At 69.2% G+C, this 24,390-nt stretch carries 21 protein-coding genes and 1 pseudogene; 8 read left to right on the forward strand and 14 right to left on the reverse strand.

The window, feature by feature from the left end:
* Positions 1-269: 269 nt before the first annotated feature.
* Positions 270-1,817, forward strand: a complete 1,548-nt coding sequence (locus tag ABZX79_RS22865) for a PHB depolymerase family esterase (RefSeq protein ID WP_355260610.1) — start codon at positions 270-272, stop codon at positions 1,815-1,817.
* 50 nt (positions 1,818-1,867) lie between these two features.
* Here the strand turns inward: ABZX79_RS22865 and ABZX79_RS22870 are convergent.
* The 4 genes and pseudogenes from ABZX79_RS22870 to ABZX79_RS22885 all read right to left on the reverse strand — a co-directional run.
* Positions 1,868-2,076 (reverse strand): annotated as a pseudogene (locus ABZX79_RS22870) (glycohydrolase toxin TNT-related protein); the annotation flags it as partial.
* Positions 2,077-2,169: 93 nt separating this feature from the next.
* Complete coding sequence (locus tag ABZX79_RS22875; RefSeq protein ID WP_355260613.1) at positions 2,170-4,242, reverse strand: CocE/NonD family hydrolase; 2,073 nt, start codon at positions 4,240-4,242, stop codon at positions 2,170-2,172.
* 40 nt (positions 4,243-4,282) lie between these two features.
* The gene (locus ABZX79_RS22880) at positions 4,283-5,593 is read right to left on the reverse strand and encodes an ATP-grasp domain-containing protein (protein WP_355260616.1); all 1,311 of its coding nucleotides are present in this window, start codon (positions 5,591-5,593) and stop codon (positions 4,283-4,285) included.
* Positions 5,594-5,684: 91 nt separating this feature from the next.
* Complete coding sequence (locus ABZX79_RS22885; RefSeq protein WP_355260998.1) at positions 5,685-6,701, reverse strand: LacI family DNA-binding transcriptional regulator; 1,017 nt, start codon at positions 6,699-6,701, stop codon at positions 5,685-5,687.
* 285 nt (positions 6,702-6,986) lie between these two features.
* Between ABZX79_RS22885 and ABZX79_RS22890 the strand changes: the two genes are divergently transcribed.
* The 4 genes from ABZX79_RS22890 to ABZX79_RS22905 all read left to right on the forward strand — a co-directional run bounded on the left by ABZX79_RS22890 (position 6,987) and on the right by ABZX79_RS22905 (position 11,865).
* A complete protein-coding gene (locus tag ABZX79_RS22890; RefSeq protein ID WP_355260619.1) occupies positions 6,987-8,297 on the forward strand; it encodes an extracellular solute-binding protein in 1,311 nt (436 codons plus the stop codon).
* A gap of 100 nt (positions 8,298-8,397) precedes the next feature.
* Positions 8,398-9,417, forward strand: coding sequence for a sugar ABC transporter permease (locus ABZX79_RS22895; protein WP_355260622.1), 1,020 nt, complete (start codon positions 8,398-8,400; stop codon positions 9,415-9,417).
* A 14-nt stretch (positions 9,418-9,431) separates the two neighbouring features.
* Positions 9,432-10,358, forward strand: coding sequence for a carbohydrate ABC transporter permease (locus ABZX79_RS22900; RefSeq protein ID WP_355260625.1), 927 nt, complete (start codon positions 9,432-9,434; stop codon positions 10,356-10,358).
* Positions 10,359-10,410: 52 nt separating this feature from the next.
* Positions 10,411-11,865: a GH1 family beta-glucosidase gene (locus ABZX79_RS22905; RefSeq protein WP_355260628.1), complete on the forward strand. Its 1,455-nt coding sequence runs from the start codon at positions 10,411-10,413 to the stop codon at positions 11,863-11,865.
* Between the two features lie 83 nt (positions 11,866-11,948).
* On the opposite strand, the gene ABZX79_RS22910 is transcribed toward ABZX79_RS22905, so the two are convergent.
* A complete protein-coding gene (locus tag ABZX79_RS22910) occupies positions 11,949-13,652 on the reverse strand; it encodes a SpoIIE family protein phosphatase (protein ID WP_355261001.1) in 1,704 nt (567 codons plus the stop codon).
* Between the two features lie 169 nt (positions 13,653-13,821).
* Positions 13,822-14,430, reverse strand: a complete 609-nt coding sequence (locus ABZX79_RS22915) for an XRE family transcriptional regulator (protein ID WP_355260631.1) — start codon at positions 14,428-14,430, stop codon at positions 13,822-13,824.
* A gap of 81 nt (positions 14,431-14,511) precedes the next feature.
* Here ABZX79_RS22915 and ABZX79_RS22920 point away from each other — a divergent pair, with 81 nt between their 5' ends.
* The gene (locus ABZX79_RS22920) at positions 14,512-15,483 is read left to right on the forward strand and encodes an NAD(P)/FAD-dependent oxidoreductase (RefSeq protein WP_355260634.1); all 972 of its coding nucleotides are present in this window, start codon (positions 14,512-14,514) and stop codon (positions 15,481-15,483) included.
* Between the two features lie 3 nt (positions 15,484-15,486).
* Here ABZX79_RS22920 and ABZX79_RS22925 read toward each other — a convergent pair whose 3' ends face one another.
* The 6 genes from ABZX79_RS22925 to ABZX79_RS22950 all read right to left on the reverse strand — a co-directional run bounded on the left by ABZX79_RS22925 (position 15,487) and on the right by ABZX79_RS22950 (position 19,367).
* Positions 15,487-16,266, reverse strand: a complete 780-nt coding sequence (locus ABZX79_RS22925) for a hypothetical protein (protein ID WP_355260637.1) — start codon at positions 16,264-16,266, stop codon at positions 15,487-15,489.
* A 143-nt stretch (positions 16,267-16,409) separates the two neighbouring features.
* The gene (locus tag ABZX79_RS22930; protein WP_355260640.1) at positions 16,410-16,895 is read right to left on the reverse strand and encodes a CBS domain-containing protein; all 486 of its coding nucleotides are present in this window, start codon (positions 16,893-16,895) and stop codon (positions 16,410-16,412) included.
* Between the two features lie 99 nt (positions 16,896-16,994).
* On the reverse strand, positions 16,995-18,293 hold the full coding sequence (locus ABZX79_RS22935) for an ArsB/NhaD family transporter (protein ID WP_355260643.1): 1,299 nt from the start codon (positions 18,291-18,293) through the stop codon (positions 16,995-16,997).
* Positions 18,290-18,748 (reverse strand): CBS domain-containing protein, encoded by a 459-nt coding sequence (locus ABZX79_RS22940; protein WP_355260646.1) that lies wholly within the window; start codon positions 18,746-18,748, stop codon positions 18,290-18,292. Before ABZX79_RS22940 ends, ABZX79_RS22935 begins: the two co-directional genes overlap by 4 nt.
* Positions 18,749-18,797: 49 nt before the next feature.
* Positions 18,798-19,094 carry a hypothetical protein gene (locus ABZX79_RS22945; protein ID WP_355260649.1) on the reverse strand — a complete coding sequence of 99 codons (297 nt, stop codon included), beginning with the start codon at positions 19,092-19,094 and terminating at the stop codon, positions 18,798-18,800.
* Positions 19,095-19,187: 93 nt separating this feature from the next.
* Positions 19,188-19,367 (reverse strand): hypothetical protein, encoded by a 180-nt coding sequence (locus ABZX79_RS22950; RefSeq protein WP_355260652.1) that lies wholly within the window; start codon positions 19,365-19,367, stop codon positions 19,188-19,190.
* Between the two features lie 213 nt (positions 19,368-19,580).
* Here ABZX79_RS22950 and ABZX79_RS22955 point away from each other — a divergent pair, with 213 nt between their 5' ends.
* Together ABZX79_RS22955 and ABZX79_RS22960 are read left to right on the forward strand one after the other, a co-directional pair.
* Positions 19,581-22,043, forward strand: coding sequence for a SpoIIE family protein phosphatase (locus ABZX79_RS22955; RefSeq protein WP_355260655.1), 2,463 nt, complete (start codon positions 19,581-19,583; stop codon positions 22,041-22,043).
* Between the two features lie 162 nt (positions 22,044-22,205).
* Positions 22,206-22,700 (forward strand): DUF5709 domain-containing protein, encoded by a 495-nt coding sequence (locus ABZX79_RS22960; protein ID WP_355260657.1) that lies wholly within the window; start codon positions 22,206-22,208, stop codon positions 22,698-22,700.
* A gap of 8 nt (positions 22,701-22,708) precedes the next feature.
* Here ABZX79_RS22960 and ABZX79_RS22965 read toward each other — a convergent pair whose 3' ends face one another.
* Positions 22,709-22,984, reverse strand: coding sequence for a GlsB/YeaQ/YmgE family stress response membrane protein (locus ABZX79_RS22965; RefSeq protein ID WP_355260660.1), 276 nt, complete (start codon positions 22,982-22,984; stop codon positions 22,709-22,711).
* 86 nt (positions 22,985-23,070) lie between these two features.
* Complete coding sequence (locus ABZX79_RS22970) at positions 23,071-24,195, reverse strand: haloacid dehalogenase-like hydrolase (RefSeq protein WP_355260663.1); 1,125 nt, start codon at positions 24,193-24,195, stop codon at positions 23,071-23,073.
* Positions 24,196-24,390: the final 195 nt, after the last annotated feature.

A 24,390-nucleotide genomic window follows, 5' to 3' on the forward strand; every position in this document is an offset into this window, starting at 1 on the left:
GACGGGGCGTCCATCATGTGGACACGCCTCGGTGGTACAACGCGAAACAACCGCCTGACCTGTGCTTATGGGTAAGTGGTTCATTCCTCACTTACGCCGCTTCGACTGGAAAGCATCGCTCCGGGACGGGTTTCCCGGCGGACGGCAACGTGTCCGGACCACACCGCGCGGGGCGATTGACGGTGGCGTCGCCCCGTCCTGCGTCGTGTACGAGCGGCGCTACGGTCCGTCATCCCGGACGTACGGGGAAGACCCTTGGAGGAGCCGCCATGCGCACAGGTCCACCCCGCACGAAGAAGGGACTTTCCGCGGTCACCGTGCTGCTGGCACTGCTCGCCACGCTGCTCGGCGCCGGCTGGACCACGTTCGCGCCCGCGGCCCGGGCCGCCTCGCTCACCGAGGTCACCGGCTTCGGAACGAACCCGGGCAATCTGCGGATGTTCCGGTACGTTCCGGACGGTCTGCCGACCGGTCGACCCCTCGTCGTGGCGATGCACGGCTGCACGCAGTCGGCTGCCGCGTTCGACACGGAGACCGGCTGGACGACCTGGGCCGACCGCTGGGGATTCGCGCTCCTGCTGCCGCAGCAGCAGTCGGGCAACAACCTCAACTCCTGCTTCAACTGGTTCGAGTCGGCGGACATCAAGCGTGGTTCCGGTGAGGCGCTGTCGATCAAGCAGATGACGGACCGGATGAAGTCCGACCTGGGCAGCGACCCCGCCCGCGTCCACGCCACCGGACTGTCCGCCGGCGCGGCCATGACCAACGTCATGCTGGCCGCGTACCCCGACGTCTTCGCGTCCGGAGCCCCCGTGGCCGGCCTGCCGTACGCCTGCGCGACCACTGTCGCGGCCGCCTACACCTGCATGAGCCCAGGAACCGACCTCTCGCCCGCCGCATGGGGCGACAAGGTCCGCGCCGCGTATCCCGGTTACGCGGGCCCGTGGCCGGCCGTCTCCGTCTGGCAGGGGACGAGCGACACGACGGTCGTGCCCGCCAACATGGCCGAGACCGTCGAACAGTGGACCAATGTCCACGCGGCGGACACCACGGCCGACGCCACGGACACCGTGGCCGGTTACCCGCACGCCGTGTACCGCGACGGCGCCGGACGGCCGGTGGTGGAGACGTACTCGATCACCGGCATGGGCCACGGCCAGCCGGTCGACCCGGGAACGGGCGCGGAGCAGTGCGGCACCGCGGGCGCGTACATACTCGACGTCAACCTGTGCGCCTCGTACCGCATCGGCCAGTTCTGGGGCCTCGGTGGCGGCGGAGCACCACCCCCGGGAGGCGGCGCGAAAACGGCGGTCGTGCCGAGCCGGGCCGCGGACGACGGCTACGTGAAGGCCTCGGCGACCGGCGCCGGACCCGCCGTCGGCACGCTGGAAGGCACGTACGGAGTGGCAGTGGGCAGAGGCGCGGACGGGCAGCACAACCGCGCGCTGCTCTCCTTCGACACGTCGTCCGTCCCCGACGGGGCCACCGTGAAGCGCGCTTACGTGAGCGTGACGTACGCCAGCGGCAGCGGTGACCCCTGGGCGTCCGGAAACCGTATGGTCCTCGACGTCAAGTCCGGCTGCTTCGGCGCCGCGTGCGCGACGGGCGCCGACGACTGGAGCGCCGTCGCGTCGGCGTCCGAAGTGGCGCAAATCGGCCGGTTCACATCTGGCGCGCAGACGTCGACCGATTTCACGACGGTGAACGACACGGGGACCACGCAGGTACGTCTGCGCCTGGCCTCCGAGCCTGCCACCACGGCGTACGTGTTCCTGAAGTCGGGCGCGTCGGCCACCCTGACGGTGGAATGGGAATGAGGAATCTCAAGTCAGCAGGCGCAGCAGCTGCGCGCAGACCCCGGCCTCGCTCGGGTGGTCAGGTTCTGCGGGGGCAATGCGCGCTTGGCGTACGCGTCACCGGCGGGCGCGAGACAGGCTCCGTACTCCGAACCGAAACGGTCCAGGCGCTGACCGCTGCGGAGCTGGGTGGGCACCTTGTCCACCTCGCCATTGACCTCCCGTGCTTCGGCGGGAGCCACTTCGGCCCGAGCCGCGCGTCGCCGTGGAACGAGCCGGTGCCGGGACGCGCCGGCAGTCGGCCGTTCCTCGTTAGTGGATCAACTACTTTCCGCGTGGCATGTCGCTGTGTATCGCCCCGAGGGGGGATCGTTTACAGCCAGTCCCGTGGCAGCGTCTCGTTCCAGGTGCGGGAGAAGACCCGGCGGTCCCCCTCGTAGCCGTCGAGGGTCGCGTCGACGAAGAACTCCCTCTCGCCGCACCGCAGTTCGGTGCGCGTCTCCACGCGTACGTCCCAGTCGTCCCGCCGGAAGCGCATGGTCCAGGCCGATTCGCCGGCGACGGAGGTGAAGTCGTCGGCGGTGGCGGTGTAGCGCTCGTACGCGCGGCAGCCGACGTCGAGCCCGATGTCGTCGATACGCACCGTGCCCCGGTCCTTCACGATCTCCAGCGCGGAGTCGTATCCGATCAGGTCGCGCTTGACCTCCCAGCGCTGTTCGGGAGCCGACAGCCGGGTGGTGGTGATGGGCTGGGCGCCCTCGGGTTCGCCGAAGGGGCGCTGCGGCACGTCGTCCGGTTCGTCCGTGGGCCGCACCGGCAGGGTCAGCGTGCTGGACCGCTCGTGAACGCTCAGCAGGACAGGCTTGGGGGGCGGCCAGGCCAGCGGCCAGTAGGACGTGGACAGCGAGAGCCGGATGCGATGGCCGCGCGGGAAGACCTGGGCGACGCCGTTGAGCTGGACGGTGGCGCGGTAGCGCCGGCCGGGCTCCAGGGGTTCGGGTTCGCCCGTGCCGTCGCGGTGCGTCAGGTTGAGCAGGCCGTACGTGACGCGGGTGGCCCGGCCGTCGGGTGCCACGTCGGAGAGGCGGGCGGCGACGGTGGCCACCGGCTCGCTGACGGACAGGTCGAGTTCGACCGTCGGGGAGCCCAGGATCTCGACCGGTTCGCTCAGCGGTCCGGTGTCGAAGACCAGGGAGCCGCCGTCCTCCTCACGCTGGTCATACGGCAGGTCCGGCGGGGCGTTGTACGAGGCCCACTTGCCCGCGAACTGGCCGACGGACAGCGGCGACTGCACGGTCATCGCGTCGCCCCGGCCGTCGCCTTCAGCAGGCACCGCATCCTCCTGCACCGCATCCTCCGGCTCCACATCCTGCGGCATCACGATGCGGTGGCGCAGCAGCGGATGGGCGACCGGTTTTATGTGCGGTGAGGGCCAGTCCGGCTCGCCGACCCACCGGCCGGGCCGCTCCTCGTACGACGTCGAGGGCGGCACACTGTCCTGCATCCACGCCTGGAGCATCGGCCCGTCCATGACGCCGTTGTCGACGCCCTTCAGCCAGTGGTCCCACCAGCGCACGACCTCCTGGAGGTAGCCGATGGCCGGACCGGGCTCGCCCAGATGCGGGAACTTGTGGGACCAGGGCCCGATCAGCCCCTTGCGCGGTACGTCGAGATGGCCGAGCAGCCGCGTCACGGCGTTGGAGTAGCCGTCCGCCCAGCCGCTGGACGCGAGGACGGGGCAGCGTACGGCCGCGTAGTCCTCGCAGACCGAGGCATGGCGCCAGTAGTCGTCGCGGCGCTGGTGGCGCAGCCACTCCAGGACCCACGGGCGGGTGTTTTCCATCCGCTCGTGCCACATGTCGCGCCAGCGGTCACCGACCACGGCGGGGTCCGGCGGACACGTTGCGTACGCGAACATCGTGCCCGCCTCGGCCAGGTTGTCCGACAGCATCGCGCCGCCCATGTAGTGCATGTCGTCGGCGTACCGGTCGTCCGTGAAGGACGCGATGACGACCGCGCGCAGGCTCGGCGGCCGGCGGGCCGCGGTCTGGAGGGCGGCGAAGGCGCCCCAGGAGATGCCCATCATGCCGGTACTGCCGTCGCACCACGGCTGCTCGGCCAGCCAGGCGAGGACCTCTTCGGCGTCGGCCTGCTCCCGCTCCAGGTATTCGTCGGCCAGTACGCCCTCCGACTCGCCGGTGCCGCGCAGGTCCACACGTACGCACGCATAGCCGTGACCTGCGATGTACGGGTGGTTCATCGAGTCGCGCACCGCGGTCAGATCGCGCTTGCGGTACGGGATGTACTCCAGCACCGCCGGCACGGGCTCCTCGTCGGAGGAGACCGGACGCCAGATGCGGGCGGACAGGCGGGTGCCGTCGGACATGGGGACGACGACGTGTTCTTCTTCCTTCGTCGCGTGCGGCAGATTGCTCACGAAACGCATACGGCGGGGCCGCTCCTTTCCCTCGGGGCCTCGGAGGTCCTCAGGCGTTCTTCTGGTCGCGTCCGCCCGGAGTGGTCTCGTCGAACGCGAGACCGAGAGCCGCCACACAGCGGTCGTACTTCTCCCGCAGCTCCTTCTCACTGTTCCCACCTGTGAAGATGTGGGCCAGCTCGTAGCTGTAGCTGTCCTGCTGCGGAGTGTCGGACAGGCGCTGCCCCTCGTCGGGTACGACGTCGACCCGTACGCCCGGGATCTCCCGCTCGATGCGCGCGATGTCCTCAGGCGTGGGCACCTGGTGCGCCGCGCCGTCGGCGAACCACCGGTAGTACCACTTCGCGGCCACTTCGTACGGGCCGGCCCGGTGCGGAAGGGCCGGGTTCTCGCCCAGCGCGAGAGCCAGCATGCAGTGGTGGTTGGGGACTCCGTCGACGTACTCGAACAGCTCGGCGTGCGACTGCGAGTGCCGGGGGTTGATCTCCAGCAGATTGATCGCGTCGTTCTGCGGATCGTAGAAGTACTCGATGCTGAACGTCGCCGCCTCCATACCGATCTGCCGCATCACCCGCTCGGAGACGTCATGCAGCCGGCGTACGACCGGCTCGGGCAGGGCGGAGGGGTACTGGTGACGCAGGAAGCTGGAGGAGTCGGGGTAGTTGATCGAATCCAGGACGCCGTACACGGTGACGTCGCCCTTGTGGACGTACCCCTCCACCGCGACCTGGATACCCGAGAGCGCCTCCTCGGCCAGACACACCTGACCTCCGACACCGGCCATCTCGGGGGGCAGGTCGAGCCGGTCGAGGATGTACTCGAAGGGCCGGCCCACCCGGGCGACGCCCTTGCGGATCTCGTCGACCGCTTCGCGGAACTCCTGCTGGTCCTTGACGCCGAAGGCGAGTTCCGAGGAGTACGACAGGGCGGGCTTGAGCCACATCGGGAAGCGCACGCCCTCGGGCGGGCGCGGATCGTCCGCCTCCAGATCGACCCGGCCGAAACGCGGATGCTCGTCGACGACCTTCTGCTGCTCCAGCCGGCTCCAGTACTTGTGCTCGCACTTGACCACGGACTCCAGGCTGGTGCTGCGCGTGCCGTAGCGCTCGCTGAGCATGGGGACGAGCGTACTCACGGGGAAGTCCCAGTAGCCGACGATCGCGTCGATGCTGCCCTCGAAGGCGTCGAGGGCAGCCCGCGCCTTCTCGAACAGCTCCGCCACCGACACTTCGCCGTGCTGGAGCTCCTCGATGGTGAGCAGAGGGTGGAAGTCGTACCGCTGCGGGTCGGGCACGGCTCGCAGGGTGGGCAGATTGGCCTCGTCCAGGCCGATCACGAATATGTTCTTGCGATCGCTCACTGACTCTCCTTCGTTCGGCTCGTCCCGATCGCCTTCCTCGTCAGGGGCTTCTCACACATCGGATCGGGTGAACCGGTCAGTCAGTGGTCTTTCACGAGGAGCCGCGGACGATCAGCTCGGTCGGCAGCACGATGTGCTGCCGCGGCGCACCCGGGTCGGCGATCTCGCGGAGCAGAGTCCGGGCGATCGTGGTGCCGATCTCCTCTATGGGCTGGCGCACGCTCGTCAGGGGCGGGTCGGTGTGGCGGGCGAAGAACGCGTCGTCGAAGCCGACCACGGCCACGTCGTCCGGGACGCGCCGTTCCTGCCTGCGCAGTTCCATCATCGCGCCCGCGGCCATGACGTCGGACGCCACGAAGACGGCGTCGAGTTCCGGAGCCGCTTCAAGAAGTGAACGCATGGCGCGTTCGCCCCCGGCCTCGGTGAAGTCGGCGGTGGCCACCAGCCGTTGCTCTGCCGCGCGGCCCGCTTCCTCCAGTGCGTCCCGCCAGCCCTGCAGCCGGGTACGGCCCACGTCCATGTCCAGCGGACCGGTGATCGTGGCGATCGTCGTCCGGCCCCGCGCCACCAGGTGGCGGACCGCGGCGGCGGCGCCCCCGAGGTTGTCGGAGTGGACGTGGCTGAGGGGCTCGGTGGGGGAGCGGCGGCCGGCGAGTACGGTCGGCAGGCCCATGTCCTCCAGCAGGCCGGGCAGTGGATCGTGCTCGTGCACCGAGACCAGCAGTACGCCGTCCACGCGCCGTTCGGCGACCGAGTCGGTCAGCTTGTCCTGCTCGCCCTTGTCCCGTACGAGCATGAGCTGGAGCTGGGTCCTGGTGTCGGCCAGCGCCGTGCTGACGCCCCGGATGACCGCGGAGAAGTAGGGCTCCGAACCCAGGCGGCTCTCCGACTCGGGAATCACCAGCGCGACGGAATTGGTCCTGCTGGTCACCAGGCCTCGGGCGACGGAGTTGGGTACGTAGTTGAGTTCCGCGATCGCGGCCAGGACGGCGGCGCGAGCTTCGTCGCTGACGAGCGTCGAGCCGTTGATGACACGTGAAACGGTCGTACGCCCGACTCCGGCTCGTGCGGCCACGGTTTTGATGGTCGGGCGCTGCCTTCCCCCCATGGCTTCCTCCTCGTAGAGCGACGTCCGGACGCCGTTCACCAGCGCATTGTGCCAGACGGTCACCGGGGTGGCGCGGGCGTCAGCGGATTGCCCCGCGACATCTCCGCGCAACGAAGTCGATTCAAGTTCTTGACAGAGGGTACGCGCGGCGGCCAGTCTTCGGGAACCTTGGTGGGTACGTTCCCACCCGGCCAGTGGGAACGTACCCACTCCACCATTCCAAGCCACAGAGCGGACTGACCGGCTCGTACTCCGGTGCGTCGGCGCCGCCACTGGGAGGGCTAAATGAGCAGGGCTCGCAAGCTGTTGCGTACAAGGGTTGTGGCCAGTGTTTCGGCCGTTGCCGCACTCGGCCTGGTCGTCGGCTGCAGCGGCAGCGACAGTGGGGCGACCGACGGTGGTGTCAAGGACGGCAAGGTCACCATCTCGATGGGCCTGTTCGGCGTCATGGGCATCAAGGAGACCGATCTCCTCGAGCGCTACATGAAGGAGAACCCCAACGTCACGGTCAAGGCCGAGGTCGCGGGTGACGAGCAGACGTACTACACCGCGCTGCAGACCCGCCTCGCCGCCGGCAGTGGCCTCAAAGACATTCAGGGCATAGAGATCGCCCGCGCCAAGGAACTCGTCGACACCCAGGCCGACAAGTTCGCCGACATGTCCAAGGTCGAGGGCGTGGACCACTTCCTGCCGTGGAAGCTCAGTCAGGTCACCACGCCGGACAAGAAGGTCATCGGTCTGGGCACGGACATCGGCCCGATGGCGATCTGCTACCGCAAGGACCTGTTCGAGCAGGCCGGTCTGCCGACCGACCGAGAGGAAGTCGCCAAGCTGTGGGACGGCGACTGGGCCAAGTACGTCGAGGTCGGTAAGCAGTTCAAGGCCGGCAACAAGAACAAGAAGGTGGCCTTCATGGACGCCTCCTCCGGCCTCTTCAACGCCAACATCTACGGCAACAGCGAGCAGTTCTACGACAAGGACGGCGAGCTGATCTACCAGGACAGCCCCGTCATCAAGGGTGCCTGGGACCTGGCCGTCGAGGCCGGCCAGGCGGGTCTGACCGCCAAGCTGCCGCAGTTCCAGCCCGGCTGGGACCCCGGTCTGGCCAACAGCACCTTCGCCTCCACCGTGTGCCCGGCGTGGATGCTCGCCCACATCAGCGAGAAGGCCGGCCCCGCGAACAAGGGCAAGTGGGACATCGCCAAGGCTCCGAAGGGCGCCAACTGGGGCGGCTCCTTCCTCGGCGTCATGGAGAACAGCCCGGTGAAGGAGGAGGCCAAGAAGCTGGTCGCCTGGCTCACCGCGCCCGAGCAGCAGGCGTACATCTTCGAGAAGCTCGGCAACATGCCCTCCTCCAAGGAGGCGCTGAGCAAGCCCGAAGTCACCGGCGCCAAGCACGAGTACTTCAGTGGCGCGCCCACCGGTCAGATCTTCGGCGCCGCCGCGCAGGAGATCCCGGACGAGCAGGTCCTCGGCCGCAAGGACGGCGCGATCAAGGACATCTTCTCGCAGGGCCTCCAACTCGTCGACAAGGGCACCAAGCCCGACAAGGCATGGGACACCACCGACGAGCGCATCAAGAAGGCCGTCGGCTGACCTCCTGCCCCGATGTCCCCGGCAACCGCCGGATGTGCCGCAACGGCCGTCCCGGTTGCCGGGGACCGCTTCCGCCCACCCTCAAGCAAGGAGGCCTTCGGTGGCCACCCCCACCTCCGCCCCCCACGCCGAAGGAGCCCGGCCGGCTCCGGCCGGTGGTACGAAGAAGAACAAGGCCAGCGGTGAAGGGGGTCGTCCTCGGCAGGGCCGGCGCAACCTCCTGCACCGCCTGGACCTGAAGGGCGCGCCGTACACCTTCGTGGCGCCGTTCTTCCTCATCTTCGCGGCGTTCAGCCTTTACCCCTTGCTCTACACGTTCTGGATCTCGCTCCACAAGGTGGAGCTGGCCACGCTGAACGTCATGGAGTGGAAGGGGTTCGGCAACTACACCGAGCTGGTCCGGGACGACCAGTTCTGGAACGCCTTCGCCAACACCTTCACCATCGGCGTCATCTCCACGGTGCCGCAGCTCATGATGGCGCTGGGCCTGGCGCACCTGCTCAACTACAAGCTGCGCGCCTCGACCTTCTTCCGGGTCGCCGCGCTCACGCCGTACGCCACCTCGGTGGGTGCGGCGGCGCTCGTGTTCACCATGCTGTTCGAGCGCGACTTCGGCATGATCAACTGGTTCATCCAGCTGTTCGGCGTCGACGCCATCGACTGGGAGGACTCCAAGTGGCCCGCCCAGTTCGCCATTTCGACGATCGTCATCTGGCGCTGGACCGGCTACAACGCGCTGCTGTACCTGGCCGCCATGCAGGCCATCCCGCGCGACCGCTACGAGGCCGCGGCGATCGACGGCGCCTCGCGCTGGCAGCAGTTCCGTCAGGTCACCGTCCCCGGCATCCGCTCCACCATCGTCTTCACGGTCGTGCTGTCGACCATCGGGGCCACCCAGATCTTCGGTGAGCCTCTGATCTTCGGCCAGGGACCCAACGGCATCAGCGGCGGCACCGACAACCAGTACCAGACGCTGGGCCTGCTGCTGTACGAGGCGGGCTGGAAGAACTACCAGATGGGGCGGGCCGCCACCGTCGCGTGGGCGATGTTCCTCATCGTCATCCTCATCTTCCTGCTGCAGCGTCTCATTCAGCGACTCACGTCGTCCCGCTCGTCCTGACCAGGAGCCAGCCCATGACCACCGACAGCCTCCAGGCCCGGCCGGACGAGCTCTCCCCGCGTGCGACCACCACGGCACCCGGCGGCCGCAGCCGCCGCCGGATGCTGCGCACCGGGGCCGGGCGCCAGCACCACGCGGGTCCCCTCGCGTACATCCTGCTCGCGATCGCCGCGCTCACCTCGCTGTTCCCGCTGTACTTCACGATGGTGGCGGCCTCGACGGACAACACCCGTGTCGCCCAGACCCCGCCGCCGTTCCTTCCCGGCCCGAATCTCTTCTCCAACCTGGCCAAGGCGTGGAACGACGCCGCGATGGGCAAGGCGCTGATCAACAGCCTGATCGTCGCCGGCTGCATCGCGACCGCCACGGTGCTGTTCGCCACCCTGGCCGGGTTCGCCTTCGCCAAACTGCGCTTCAAGGGCCGCAACCTCCTGCTGATGCTCGTCATCGGCACGATGATGGTCCCGCCGCAGCTCAGCGTGGTGCCCCTGTTCATGATGATGAGCGACCTGGGCTGGGGCCAGAAGCTGCCCTCCGTCATCTTCCCCACCCTGGTCAGCGCGGTCGGCGTGTTCTTCATGCGGCAGTACCTCAGTGAGGCGCTGCCCGACGAGCTCGTCGAGGCCGGCCGGGTGGACGGCGCCCACTCGCTGCGCATCTTCTGGAGCATCGTGCTGCCGGTCGCCCGCCCGGCGATGTCCGTCCTCTTCATGATCACGTTCGTGCACGCGTGGAACGACTTCTTCTGGCCGTTCATCGCGCTCAACATGGAGAACCCGACGGTGCCCGTCGCGCTGACCCAGCTCAGCGCCGGATACGTCAAGGACCAGTCGGTCATCATGGCCGGCGCGCTCCTCGGCACGCTGCCACTGCTGGCGATGTTCATCGTCTTCGGCCGCCAGATCGTCGGCGGCATCATGCAGGGCGCGGTCAAGGGCTGATCCCACCCCCTCACGCATGTCCCAGCCACCCTCCCCGGAAGGACCTACGTACGTGGTCACCGCAATCCCACACACCGCGCCCGCTCCCCGCACCCCCAACAGCCGCGCGTTTCCTCCGCAATTCCTCTGGGGAACGGCTACCGCCGCCTACCAGATCGAAGGAGCGGCGGCGGAGGACGGGCGCACCCCGTCCATCTGGGACACCTACGCCCGCACCCCCGGCAAGGTCCGCAACGGCGACACCGGGGACATCGCCACCGACCACTACCACCGGTGGCGCGAGGACGTCGCCATCATGGCCGACCTCGGCGTCGACGCCTACCGCTTCTCCCTCGCCTGGCCCCGCATCCAGCCCACCGGCCGCGGCCCCGCGGTGCAGAAGGGACTGGACTTCTACCGCAGACTGACCGACGAGCTGCTGGAGAAGGGCATCCAGCCCGTCGCCACGCTCTACCACTGGGACCTGCCCCAGGAACTGGAGAGCATGGGCGGCTGGCCGGAGCGGGCCACCGCCGAGCGCTTCGCCGCGTACGCCGCCCTGGCCGCCGACGCCCTGGGCGACCGGGTCCGTACCTGGACGACCCTCAACGAGCCCTGGTGCAGCGCCTTTCTCGGCTACGCGTCCGGCGTCCACGCACCCGGCCGGACCGACCCCGTCGCCGCCCTGCGTGCCGCGCACCACCTCAACCTGGCCCACGGCAAGGCCGTACAGGCACTGCGAGCCGGCCTGCGCGGCGACGCGCAGATCTCCCTCACCCTCAACGTTCACCACGTACGCCCGCTCACCGAGAGCCCCGAGGACGCGGACGCCGCCCGTCGCATCGACGCGCTGGCCAACCGGGTCTTCACCGGCCCCGTTCTCGGCGGCGAGTACCCGGCCGACCTGCTGCGCGACACCGCCCACCTGACGGACTGGTCCTTCGTACAGGACGGCGACACGGCCGCCATTCGGCAGCCGCTCGACTTCCTGGGCGTCAACTACTACACGCCGACTCTCGTATCGGCCGCCACCGACGAGGCCGGCCACGGCTCCGACGGACACGGCAACAGCGCGCACAGCCCGTGGCCGGGCGCCGACAACGTGCACTTCCACCTGCCGCCGGGCGACAAGACGGCGATGGGCTGGGCCGTGGACCCCAGCGGCCTGTACGACCTGCTGCTCAGGCTCAAGGCGGACTTCCCGGACCTGCCCCTGATGATTACGGAGAACGGCGCGGCGTTCGACGACTACGTCAACCCGCAGGGTGAAGTGGTCGACCCGGACAGGATCGCATTCCTGCACGGCCACCTCACGGCGGTGCACCGGGCGATCCAGGCAGGGGTCGACGTGCGCGGCTACTTCCTGTGGTCGCTGCTCGACAACTTCGAGTGGGGGTACGGGTACAGCAAGCGCTTCGGCGCGGTGTACGTCGACTACCCGACCGGCCGGCGCACCCCGAAGGCCAGCGCGCGCTGGTACGCAGACGTGGCACGTACGGGCACGCTGCCGGCGACGGACGCGACCTGATCCGCCGCACCGCCGGACAGTGACGGCTCCGCGCGGCGTGCGCCGCACCGCACGCCGAGCGGAGCCGTCGCTACCAGCAGTCGTCACACGGCCGGTTCCGGGTCCGGGCGGATGTCGTGTTCCGCCCAGACGATCTTTCCGGCGGGGGTGCGTATGGCGCCCCACCGACGGCACAGCATGTTGATGAGCTGCAAACCCCGGCCACCTTCGTCACTGAGGCTCGCGTGCTGGATCTGCGGCAGGTCGGGGCCGGTGTCGGACACCTCCACGGTGAGCCGTTCGTGCCGTATCAGGCGCAGCTCGCCGGGCCCGCCGCCGTACCGCAGCGCGTTGCCGACCAGCTCGCTGACGACGAGTTCCATCACGTCGCTGTGCTCGGACAGCTGCCACCGCCCGAGTTGCTCCCTCACCAGTCTGCGGGCGGTCGCTGCCGACATCTCGTCCCGCGCCAGAGGCCAGACCGACACGTCCGCGTCAGGCAGCGGCCGACGGCTCGTGGCGACCACCAGCACCGCCTCGTCGAACCGGACTTCGTGGCCACGGACGCTCGTCACCAGATCGCACGAATCGAGCTGCTCGGGGGCCATGCCCGACGCCGCCAGCCGCAGCCCTTCCAGCTGTGCGTCCAGGTCCTGCGTACGGGACTTGATCAGGCCGTCCGTGTACAGCACGAGCCGGCTGCCGGCCGGCGCGGGCAGCCGCACGGAGTCGTACGGAATGACCCCGGCACCCAGCGGCGCCCCCGGCGGGACGTCCACGTACGACGCCTCCCCGTCGGCGGCCACCAGCAGTGGCGGGGGATGGCCGGCGCTGGCGAGCGTGTAGGAGGAGGTGGCCGGGTCGAAGACGGCGCACAGGCACGTCGCCACCTGGTCGTCCTCGAGGTCGCGGGCGACCATGTCCACCCGCGCCAGGACGCGTTCGGGCGCGATGTCCAGGGCCATGAGGGTCCGGGCGACCGTCCGCAGCCGTCCCATCGTCGCCGCCGCCGGGAGCCCGTGCCCCATGACGTCACCGACGACCAGGGCGCAGCGTCCGCCCGGCAGCGCCATGACGTCGTACCAGTCACCGCCCACGCCGCTCACGTCGGCCGTCGGCGTGTAGCGGGCGGCGACCCGCAGCCCGGGAGTGGTCGGCGTGGCTCGCGGCAGCAGGCTGCGCTGGAGGCTGACGACATGCTCGCGCTCGCGGCCGTACAACCGCGCGTTGTCGATGAACACGGCCGCGCGGGAGGCAACCTGCAGGACGAGGGCCACATCGGCGTCGGTGAAGGGCGGACGTGTGCCCAGGCGCATGAAATCGGCGACGCCGAGGAGCACGCCCCGGGCGATGAGCGGCACCGCCATGTAGCTGTGCACGCCGGCCTCACGCATCTTGACGGCGCCGGACGCGGTGACCGCGACCCGCTCGAAGTCGCCGTCTTCCATCCGGGCGATGAGCACGGGTTCCCGGGCGACCAGGCAGTGCACCGACGCGACCGCGTGCGGATGGTACGAGATCTCACCGACCGGGTCCGGCTCCAGCCGCTGGGCCAGACCGTCGACCGCCGCGACGGCGAGCGCGCGCGTGACCGGGGCGCCCGGCCCGGCGCGGCGTTCGCCCTCCTGGCCGAGCAGTACGGACTCCAGTACGTCGACCGCCGCGGCGTCGGCCAGCCGGGGAACGGTGAAGTCGGCCAGTTCGCGGGCCGTCTGATCCAGGTCCAGAGTGGTGCCGATCCGGGTGCTCGCCTCGCTGAGCCACACCAGCCGGTTCCTGGCGGGGAAGCGGTCGGTCAGGGAGCGCATCCTGCGGTGCAGCCGCAGCATCGCCGAAGCCCTGACGCGCTCGGGAATGCCCTGAGGGAGGTGGCCGCCTGGCAACGCCGCACCTCCGGGGGCAGAAGACACATCTCTCACGCCCAGTGTCGCGCGAAACGTACGGTCGCGCTTCCCACTCGGCGGCGGCCGGCGGCCGTCAGGGGCCGGGCTTGTCGCGGGGGCGAGGTTTCGCGCGTACGTGCATGCGCTCGCCCTGGCGGCCGAACAGGCTGAGGACCTCGACAGGGCCCTCGCCGGTGCTGCCGAACCAGTGCGGTAGCCGGGTCTCGAACTCGGCGGCCTCACCGGCCCCCAGGACGAGGTCGCGGTCGGCCAGGACCAGACGCAGGCGTCCGGACAGGACGTACAGCCACTCGTAGCCCTCGTGGGTGCAGGGCTCGGGTGTGCTCCGGGTGGCCGGGAGGATCATCTTGAAGGTCTGCAGTGGCCCCGGCTGCCGGGTCAGGGGCAGCACGGTGCTGCCGTTGACGCGCTTGGGCTTGAGGCGGACGCGCGGGTCGCCGACTTCGGGGGCGCCGACCAGTTCGTCCAGCGGAACCTGGTGGGCCTGGGCGATGGGAAGCAGGAGCTCCAGACTGGGGCGCCGCTGGCCGGACTCCAGCCGGGACAGGGTGCTCTTGGAGATGCCGGTGGTCTCGGACAGCGCCGTCAGCGTCACCCCGTTCTCGGTGCGCAGGCGTTTGAGGCGAGGGCCGACCTCGGTGAGGACTTGGGCGATGGCGGGTGAGTGTTCCACGCTTCCCATTGCACAAGCTCGTTCCGGAAATAGCAACAAAGATTGCCGCCTCCGATCCTTGGTCGCACCCTGTGGGCGGAGGTGATCGCCGTGAGCGATACGAAGAACAAGGCAACGAGGGATTCCGTGTACGACGTGGTGGTCGTCGGCGCGGGGGCCGGCGGCCTGAACGCGGCCCTGGTACTGGCCCGGTCCCGCCGCCGGGTGGCGGTGGTGGACGCCGGGCAACCGCGCAATGCCCCGGCCGGGCACATGCAGGGCTTCCTGTCCCGGGACGGGATGGCCCCGGCGTCCCTGCTGGAAGTGGGCCGGGCCGAAGTGGCGGGCTATGGCGTGGAGTTGATGCAGGGGCAGGTCGATCACATCGACTCCGGCTTCCTCGTGCACCTGGCCGGCGGCCCGGTGCTCCGGGCCCGCCGTGTGCTGGTGGCCACGGGCCTGCGCGACGAGTTGCCCGAGATTCCCGGCGTCCGTGAGCGGTGGGGCAACGATCTGCTGCACTGTCCGTACTGCCACGGCTACGAAGTACGTGACCAGCCCATCGGGGTGCTCGGCACGCACCCCGGCGCCGTGCGGCACGCGCTGCTGCTGCGGCAGTGGTCGAGTGACATCGTGCTCTTCCCGCACACCCTGGACGTCACGGACGACGACCGCGAGCGGCTGACCGCCCGCGGAGTGCACCTCACCGAGGGCGTGATCAAGCGGCTGGTGGTGGGCGACGACCGGCTGCGCGGGGTCGAACTGGCCGACGGCCGGGTAGTGCCCCGCAGCGCCGTGTTCGTCCTTCCGCGCATGGTGCCCCGCGACGCCCTGCTGACCGCACTGGGCTGCGAGCGGGACGACCACGGCTGGGTGACGACCGACCCTTCGGGCCGCACCAGTGTGTCCGGGGTGTGGGCGGTGGGCAATGTCGCCGATACACGGGCGGCAGTGATCACGGCGGCCGGCATGGGATCGGCGGCCGCGTTCGCCATCAACCACGACCTGGTGGACGAGGACGTGACACGGGCAGTCGGGGAACACCGCGCGCGGGAGCCGATGACGCCGGCCTCTCCGCGCTAGACGCTACTGGGAGACACGCAGGACAGCGGCGTGTCCCATGGTCAGCTCCGCCCGGCGCTCACCGTAGACGGTGAGGCGCACGGCGTTGACGTACCCGCTCGTGGACTTCGGGTCGTAGGCGTACCGGCCGTCCTTGCCGAGAGTGGGCCGGCCCTGCGCGTCGGTGGTGACCTGCTCGTTGAAGACGACCAGTGCGGCGACGGGCTGGGAGGTGTCGGCGGGAATACGTACCGAGAAGTTCACCGGCCACTCGGCCGGCACGGTAGCCACCTTCCGCCCGGCCGACGTGACGTAGGCGTGCCTGGCACCGCTGGCGAGGGTGACCGGCTGGCCGGGCTTGGTGACGGCCTCGGCCGTCGCCGCCTCAACGTGCACACCGAACGGCGACAGCGGCGCGCCGCCGTCGGGATCCACGGCGTACGCAAGGGCGACATCCCCGCTCGCGAGACGGCTGTCGGCGTGGGCCGTGCCCCGCTCCGCCGAGACATCGGGACCGGCCGAGGGCGACAGAAGGGCGTTCCGCGCGGCGCGCGACATGGGGGCCGCGACCTTCCCGAGCGCCGAACCGGAAGCCTTCAACTCGTGCAAGGTCTGCCGCCCCGACGCATGCCCCGGCGCGTCGGCCGCCTCGGGAGCGTGCGCCTGGAAGAAGAAGGAGTCCTGCGGGCCGAATCCTGTCAGCCAGGCCGTCCAGGCGTGCGCCTGAGAGGGATGGCTGCCGGCGGCGACGATCCCCCAGCCGTTGTCCGACGGCTGGACCATAGGCGGTGTTTGCAGTGTCATGGCGGTGACTCCTCGACTCGGTGGATCTCGCCCCCAGTCAACGCGCCACACCTCCGGCGGGCACGACAGCCGCGCACTGCCACCGCACACTCCACCCGGCAGCACCAAGGCCGGATCGCGGCCGGATCGAGGCTGGATCGAGGTTAGGGACTGGTCCCCGCCGCGGGCGCGCTCGCCGAACGGAGCAGCTCGTGCAGCAGGTGCGAGGCCGTGATCACGCCGATGAGGCGGCTCCCGCCCCGAGTCTTCTCCGTCACCGCGACCAGCGGGCTGCGTACCCGTGCCATCAGCGCGGCCACCTCCAGCGCGGTGTCGTCGGGCGCGGCAATGGGCGGCGGGGCCGTGGTGCGGGGCAGACAGTCGCCGACGCGGCGCCCGGCCAGGGACTCGCACAGCCGGTCGGCGTGCTTCTCGTCGATGACGGAGGCGAGCCCGGGATCGTCGATCACGTACGAGGGAACCAGGGTCTTGACCATCTGGGACGCGGGCAGGATCGCCTTCGGCTCGCCACGCTCGTCCAGCACCAGCAGTCCGGGAAGCCGGTGCTCGGCCATCAGCCGGGCAGCGTCCAGGGCGTCGCTGTCGAAGCTCACGGCTTCGTACTCCTCTGCCAGGTCTCGCGCGCGCACGGTCGGCTCCCGTCTGTGGGAAGGCTCCTCGTTTCCAGCCTCATTCACATCCCGCGTTCTGGCCAGGCCATTGATGCGGAATGTACGAGAAAACCCTGGCTAGGCCGCGGCGAAGTAGCGCAGCCAGATGTACACGGCGGAGATCGCCACGGTGACGGCGGTGACGACGAGGCCGTACTTGGTGAACTGCCAGAACGAGATGGGTGTGCGGTTGCGTTCGGCGATGCCGAGGACGACGACATTGGCGCTGGCCCCGATCGCGGTGGCGTTTCCGCCGAGGTCCGCGCCGATGGCCAGCGCCCACCACATGACGTGGTCGCCGGAGCCGCCCATGGCCTCGACGACGTCGCTGGTGACGGGCGCCATGGTGGCGACGTACGGAATGTTGTCGACGATGCCGGAGAGCACGGCGGAGGAGCCGAGCAGCAGCATGGACCCGCCGAATTCGTTGTCTCCGATGGCGTCCGAGAGTTTCGTGGCGACCTGCCCGATCACACCGGTCTCGATCAGCCCGCCGATCATCACGAAAAGCCCCGCGAAGAAGGCGAGCGTGGGCCACTCGACGTCGGCCAGCACATCACCGGTCCGCACGCTGGAGACGGCGATGAGCAGCCCGGCGCCGAGCAGGGCGACGACGCTGGGTTCGTAGTGCAGCACGGGGTGCAGTACGAATCCCGCGACGACGAGCACGAGCACGACCAGGCCCTGGACGAGAAGGCGCGGATCGTGGATCGCCTCGCGCTCTTCCAGCGACATCACCTCGGCGGCGCGCTCCTCGTCGTACACGAAGGATTTCCGGAAGAGCCAGCGGCACAGCGCGATCAGGACCAGGATCAGCACCGCGGAGAGCGGCGCGAGATGCACCAGGAAGTCGTTGAAGGTCAGACCGGCGCGGCTGGCGATGATGATGTTCGGCGGATCACCGACGAGGGTGGCCATGCCGCCGATGTTGGACGCCAGTACCTCGGCGATCAGGAATGGGGCGACCGGCAGCGCGAGCCGCTCACAGACCAGCAGCGTCACCGGGGCGATGAGCAGCACGGTGGTGACGTTGTCGAGGAGGGCGGAGGCGACGGCCGTGATGACGACCAGCCACGTCATGACCCTGAAGGGCCTGGCCCGTGCTCTCTTCACGGACCAGATGGCGAGGTACTCGAACATGCCGGTCTTCTTCAGCACGCCGACGATCATCATCATGCCGAGCAGCAGGAAGATGACGTTCCAGTCGACCCCGCTGTGCTCCGAGTAGAACGCCGCCTTGTCGTCGGTCGCCCCGATCGCGAGCATCAGCGCGGCACCCCCCAGGGCGGCGGCCGTGCGGTGCAGCTTCTCGCTGATGATCAGTGCGTACGTACACACGAATACGACGACCGCGGCCCAGCTCTGCCAGTCGTTCACGCCTCTCCGATGAGATGTGTCATCAGGGAGGCGGCCGTGATGGCGCCGAGCAGGCTGATCACGTCGCCCTCGCGCTCGATCACGGCGACCAGCGGGCTGCGGGTTCGGGCCATGAGCGCCGCCACCTGCAGCAGACCGGCGTCGGGCCCCACCACCGGCGGCGTGTACGTGCGCTTCGGCAGCCATTCGGCGACCGTCAGCCCGGCGATCTTCTCCGGGACTTCACCGAGGTGCCGGTCGTCGATCACGGCGGCGAGCAGCGGTTCCTCCAGGAGGTAGTCCGGCACCAACTGCTTGATGAGCTGGGAGCCGGGCACGATGGCGTACGGCCGCTGATCGGCGTCGACCACGAGCAGTGCGGGCAGCTTGTGCCCTGCGAGCAGCCGGGCTGCTTCCACCGCGTCGGCGTCGACCGATACGTAGGGGTAGGTTTCCGCGAGATGACGCGCGAGCATGGCCGTTCTCCTGAGTGCGCCGACCCTACGACCGGGGCAGCGAGCGGCGCTACTGTGCCGAGGGGCTGGGCGGCGGGGAGGGGACGGTGGCGGCGCCACCCTCACGTATCGCCGCCACCACGGCGTCGTGCAGGTCGCGGCTGTCACCCTCCGAAAAAGAAGGCACGGGACTGCCCGACATGGTGAACCAGTCGGACGACCCGCTGTACTGCACAGCGATCCGTGCCTCTCCATCGGCCCACGTAGTGTGCACCGTGAGATCACCGGTCAGAACGCCCACCTCGTCGGTGAGCACCCCGCCGCGGCCCGTCAGCACCCCGAGCGTCGTCCATGAAGCCCAGTCCATAGTCCAAGTCTCGCATTCGTGGCCGCATCCGCGACCGGCGTGAAGGGGGGCGTGAAGGGGGCGGCCGGGAAGAGCACGGACGACCGGCTCGCGTCAGTGCGAATCGCGATCGTCCGGGTACGTCGCGGCATCCGGCTCCCCGGAAAGCTCCCCGGACGGCTCACCCGGCTCGGAACCCCGTTCAGGGGACTTCGGTTCCTGCTCCCGGGCCTGCCGCTTCTCCTCCTCCAGCCGCTTGCGGACCTCTTCCGGCTTGTCTCCGAGCTGATTCACCACTGTCTCCCTCGGTCGGCACGGCCTTTCTCGCGGCAAGGGTCACACAGCCCCACCACGACCGCACGCCGGCATCCGCGGCCTGAGCGGATCCACGGCCGGTCCATCGCCCTCCGGGCGGGCGGACCTGCGGGGTGATGGATAGCCTGGCCAAGAGCTCAAGAGAACGACGGCCGGATCAAGACCGGTGAGACGCTGATCCCGGGGGTGCGTGTGCGCATTGCTCGCAGCAACGACGATCCCCTCGACGCAGGCAACGCGGCCGGGCTTCTCGTGGACGGCACCGGGAAGGTCCTCGGCTGCACGCCCGCGGCCGAAACCCTTCTGCACCGGCGGGCCGACGACCTGTGCGGCCGACGGGTCCAGGACCTGTTGGCCGACCCCGGCCGATGGCGGGACGTCATGGCGCAGCGGGACGGCCCGGTGTGGGAGGGCCGGGCTGTAGTGCGTGAGGGCGGTGGCGGGGAAGCGGAGGTCATGTTCCGCGTCCTTCCGCTGGACCCGGGGCAGCCGGACCGTCGCGGGTCGCGGTTCTTCCTGCTGGGAGCGCCCTGGGCTCTGGTGTTGAAGTGGCGCCAGGATCACGCCTTCATGCAGGAACTGTTCCTCCAGGAACGCGTCGGCTTCGCGGTGTTCGACCGGGAACTGCGACTGGTGCGGACGAACACCCAGCTTCTTCCGTACACAGGCGTGCCCCCTGACTTGGCCGGCCTGCGGCTCGCCGAGTTCCTGTGGCCCGAGGACGCGCGCGTGATCGACGAGCAGCTGGGGAAGGTGCTCACGACCGGCACCCCGCTGGTGGCGATGGACGCGCTCGTACGTACCCGGATCGACCCGGGGAGGGGCCGGGTCGTGGCACTGTCGGCGTTTCGGCTGCAGGAGTCGGACGGGCGTGTCATGGGCGTCACCGCCCTCTTCACCGACGTCACGGAACAGCGCGGCGCACGTGAGCGGCTCGACCTGCTGCACCGTGCCACCGCCGTGCTCGGCAACTCGCTGTCGGTCGCGGAAACCACGCAGGACCTGGCCGATGTGCTGGTTCCCGTGCTTGCCGATCTGGCGGCCGTGGACATAGCGGAGGCCGTGTTCGCCCACGAGGAACCCGGACCCGAGCATCAGCAACATCACGTCCTGCGGCGGGCGGCGGTGGCCGCGGGAGCGGGCACGGGCGCCGGGCGGCTGCCGACCGGTGGTTCCATGCGGGTGGATGTCGGAGGCGGGCTGAGGGGCCGCGTATGGGCGCGACTCGCCGGGCAGGCATCGGCCGATGTCGATACCCATATCGATGTCGTGGGCGACGCGGACGCCGACGCCGACGCTTGGCCCGGTTCGTTGCCCGGGCCGGAGATCCGCTCCGGCATGAGCGCGCCGCTGCGAGCCAGAGGCAGGCTCCTCGGCCGGGTCATGGTGTGGCGCGACGGTGACCGCGCACCCTTCGGCGCGGACGACCTGGACCTGCTGGAGGAGATCGCCTCCCGCGCGGCCCTGGTGGTGGACAACGCGCGCCGGTACGCGCGCGAGCGCCACGCCTCCGTGAGTCTGCAGCGCAGCCTCCTGCCCCCGATGACGACCGAGACGGCCGCGGTGCAGAGCTTCAGCGTCTACCTCCCCACGGATACGGCCGGCGGAGTGAGCGGGGACTGGTTCGATGTCATCCCGCTGTCGTCCGCCCGGGTCGCCCTCGTGGTCGGCGACGTGGTCGGCCACGGCCTGGAGGCCACAGCGATGATGGGACGGCTGCGCACCGCCGTACGCACGCTGGCCGACCTCGATCTCGAGCCCGACGAGCTCCTCACCCATCTCGACGACCTCGTCTCCCAGCTCACCGTGGAGAACAGCAGCTACGAGAACGGCACGCAGGCTCCCGAACGCCGGAGCGCCTACGACTCGTTCGGTGCCACCTGTCTGTACGTGACGTACGACCCGGTGTCGCGCCAGTGCGCCATGGCCAGCGCGGGGCACCCCCCGCCGGCGCTGGTCGCTCCCGACGGGACTGTCAGTTACGTGGACGTAAGCCCCGGGCCGCCGCTGGGAGTCGGCGGACTGCCCTTCGAGCCTGTGGAGATGGAGGTCGAACCGGGCAGCGTGCTGGCGCTCTACACCGACGGTCTGGTCGAGCGGCCCCAGGCCGATCTGGACGAAGGAATGGCGGCCCTCAAGAGCCGGCTGGCGGCTGCGGACGTCCTGAGCCGTCCGCTGCGGGACGTCGGCCGGGAGGTGGTGGCGGATCTGGCCCCGAGCCCGCTGTCGGACGACGTGACCCTGCTGCTCGCCCGTACCCGTGGGGTTCCCGCACAGGACAGCGTGATGTGGGTACTGGAACCGGATCCGGCGGTGGTGGCCGACGCCCGGGCGCTGGTGGTGGGACAGCTGTCCCGCTGGGACCTGGACGAACTGGCCTTCACCACCGAACTGGTGGCGAGCGAGCTGGTCACCAACGCCATCCGCTACGCGGGCGGCGGGCCCGTCGAGCTCAAGCTCATCCGTACGACGACGCTGATCTGCGAGGTGTCCGACCCGAGCAGTACGCAGCCCAGGATGCGACGCGCACGCGCCACGGAGGAAGGCGGGCGCGGCCTCTTCCTGATCGCGCAGCTGACCGAGCGGTGGGGCAGCCGGTACACGCGCCACGGAAAGACCATTTGGACGGAACAACCACTTCCGGGAGCGCCGTGAGTCGAGAACGTTCGCGTACGACGACGGGACGCGCGGAGGTATGTGGGGTGACCACCAAGGAAATGCGGGAATTGCGAGTAATGCGGTGTGCTGTGGGCCCGGCCGGGTACTCACATCAGCGCGCAGGGAGCAGAACACCTCGATGCGGGAAGGAACCAGCCGATGTCTGAAGAAGCAGCACGCGGCGACGACGTGTACCAGCCCGAACACTCCGACGTACAGAACAAGCCGACCGACGACCTGGACCTGGAGAACGCGGTCGGTGAGCGGGACCTGGACGAGATGCTGGACGAGGGCTACTCCCCGCCCGAGCGTGCCCTGGGAGTGACCAAGTACGGCACTACGGGCGAGGAGCAGCGTGAGGGGGAGTCCCTCGACCAGCGCCTGGCGCAGGAGACGCCCGACGTACGGCCGCCCGAGGGCGACGAGGTCGGCGACCTGCCCGAGGGTGAGGGTGAACCTCTCGACGAGCAGGCCGCCGACACGCGTGCCGGCCGCATCGCCCCGGTGCCTGAGGAGGCACCGCGGCGCAACATCGGCGTACTGGGACGGGATGTCGGCATCGACGGCGGTGCGGCATCGGCTGAGGAAGCCGCGATGCACGTGGACGCGGGGAAGGAAGCCAACGACGCAGAGAACGAGAACGACGCCTTGTAGTGGCGTGCTCAGGCGTGCGACCGGTTGCGACCTCCTGCCACCAAGCGGTACAGCACCAGGAGGATGAGCGATCCGACGATGGCGGCGACCCACGTCGACAGTTCGAAGAAGCCGTCGATGGAGTCGACGCCGAAGATCACCTTGCCGAGCCAGCCACCCAGCAGTCCGCCGGCGATCCCGATCAGCATGGTGACGATGAGGCCTCCGGGGTCCTTGCCCGGCAGCAGCGCCTTGGCGATGAGACCGGCGAGAAGTCCGATGAGGATCCAGGCAATGATGCCCATGGGGCACCTCCATGTGTCGCTCGATGGGTTTCTCGTAAGCGCGTAGGCCGCAGCCAGGTTTTCAAACATGCCGACCGGTCAGGCCACTAGCGAATCTCTTCGGGCTTGACCACCAGCCACCGCTTGTCGGCCGTCACCGGCCCACCGAGCTCCCGCTGGCGGGCGGCATTGGACCGCTGCATGTCCTGGATCTGCTTCAGGTACTTGTCCTTGCGGTTGACCCAGAGCTTCGTGCCGGCGTTCTTCGAATCTGTGCTGTGGAACAGCATGGGGCCGTCGCTCACCGGAGTGTCACCCGCCACCAGAATCGGCTTGCGCCACTCGTCGATGTAGGTCCTGATCGCCGCGGGCTTTCCCTCGAACCATGTCAGTGGCGCCCACAGCGTCGGGGTCAGTTCGCGGTCGCTCAGTTCGGCGGGATCGTATGTGCCGGCCGCTATCTCCTTGCGGGCGGTGGTGACATCGCCGGTCGCACGGTCCTTCAGGAGCATCGACACGCCTATGACGTTCTGCGGCTTGACGTGGTAGCCGTACTTGGGGTCGGCCAGCACCATGCGGACCAGTTCCTCGCTGGCCGCGCTGACGACGTAGACCTCGATGCCGTTGGCCCGCAGTGTCTTGTACAGCTCCTGCATGCCCGTCAGGAACTCGGGCGCCTTGACCTCGGTCCTGGTCAGCTTCCCGTCCTCGTAGTACTCGGCCCCAATGGGCTTGCCGTACGCCAGCAGGTCATCGACATGCCCCTTGAGCTGCTTCAGCGTCAACCCCGAGAAGATCTGGGCGACCCACGGGTAGCAGACCTGGTCGTCAATCTCGCACAGCCTGTTGTAGTAGCTGTACAGGCTCTCCTTGTGGCCTGCGGTGTCCTTGAAGGGAATGGTCTTCAGCGACGGGTCCATCGACTCGCGGGTGACGACCCCGCGCATCTCGAGGAAGGGGAGGAGGGATTCCTCAAGGTCGTTGCGGTAGGTCGTGTTGTCCGCATCGAACACGGCGTACGCACCCTTGTGGGCGTTCTTCGAGATGACGTGGCCGAGTCGGTCCGCCACCGGCTTGGGCCAGTGCCGCAGTTCGGCCGTCGCCCGGCCGGACACATCCGCCGCCTTCGCCTCGGAACGCGAGTCGATGAGACCGGCCCCTGCCACCAGAGCCCCGGTCAGTATGCTCACGGTCCCGAGGACCGCCAGCCTGCTCTTTGTACGATTGGCCATCTTGGTTACCCCTGAGATCGATCTTCACAGCGACCCGCGATCGTAGCTGGCTGTGCTCCGGACGCCCGTTAGCGAAGTCACCGTTCAAAGAGGCGTGACCGGAGCCGATTTGGGTATTTCGGCGCTTGCCGGTTGGGTGTTTGTCCTCAGGGGTGGCAGGGGAGTTCGCACCGAAGGTTCTGCAAGAGCCATAAA

Origin of the sequence: Streptomyces sp. NPDC002994 (genome assembly GCF_040611155.1) — a bacterium.
Taxonomy (GTDB): Bacteria; Actinomycetota; Actinomycetes; order Streptomycetales; family Streptomycetaceae; genus Streptomyces.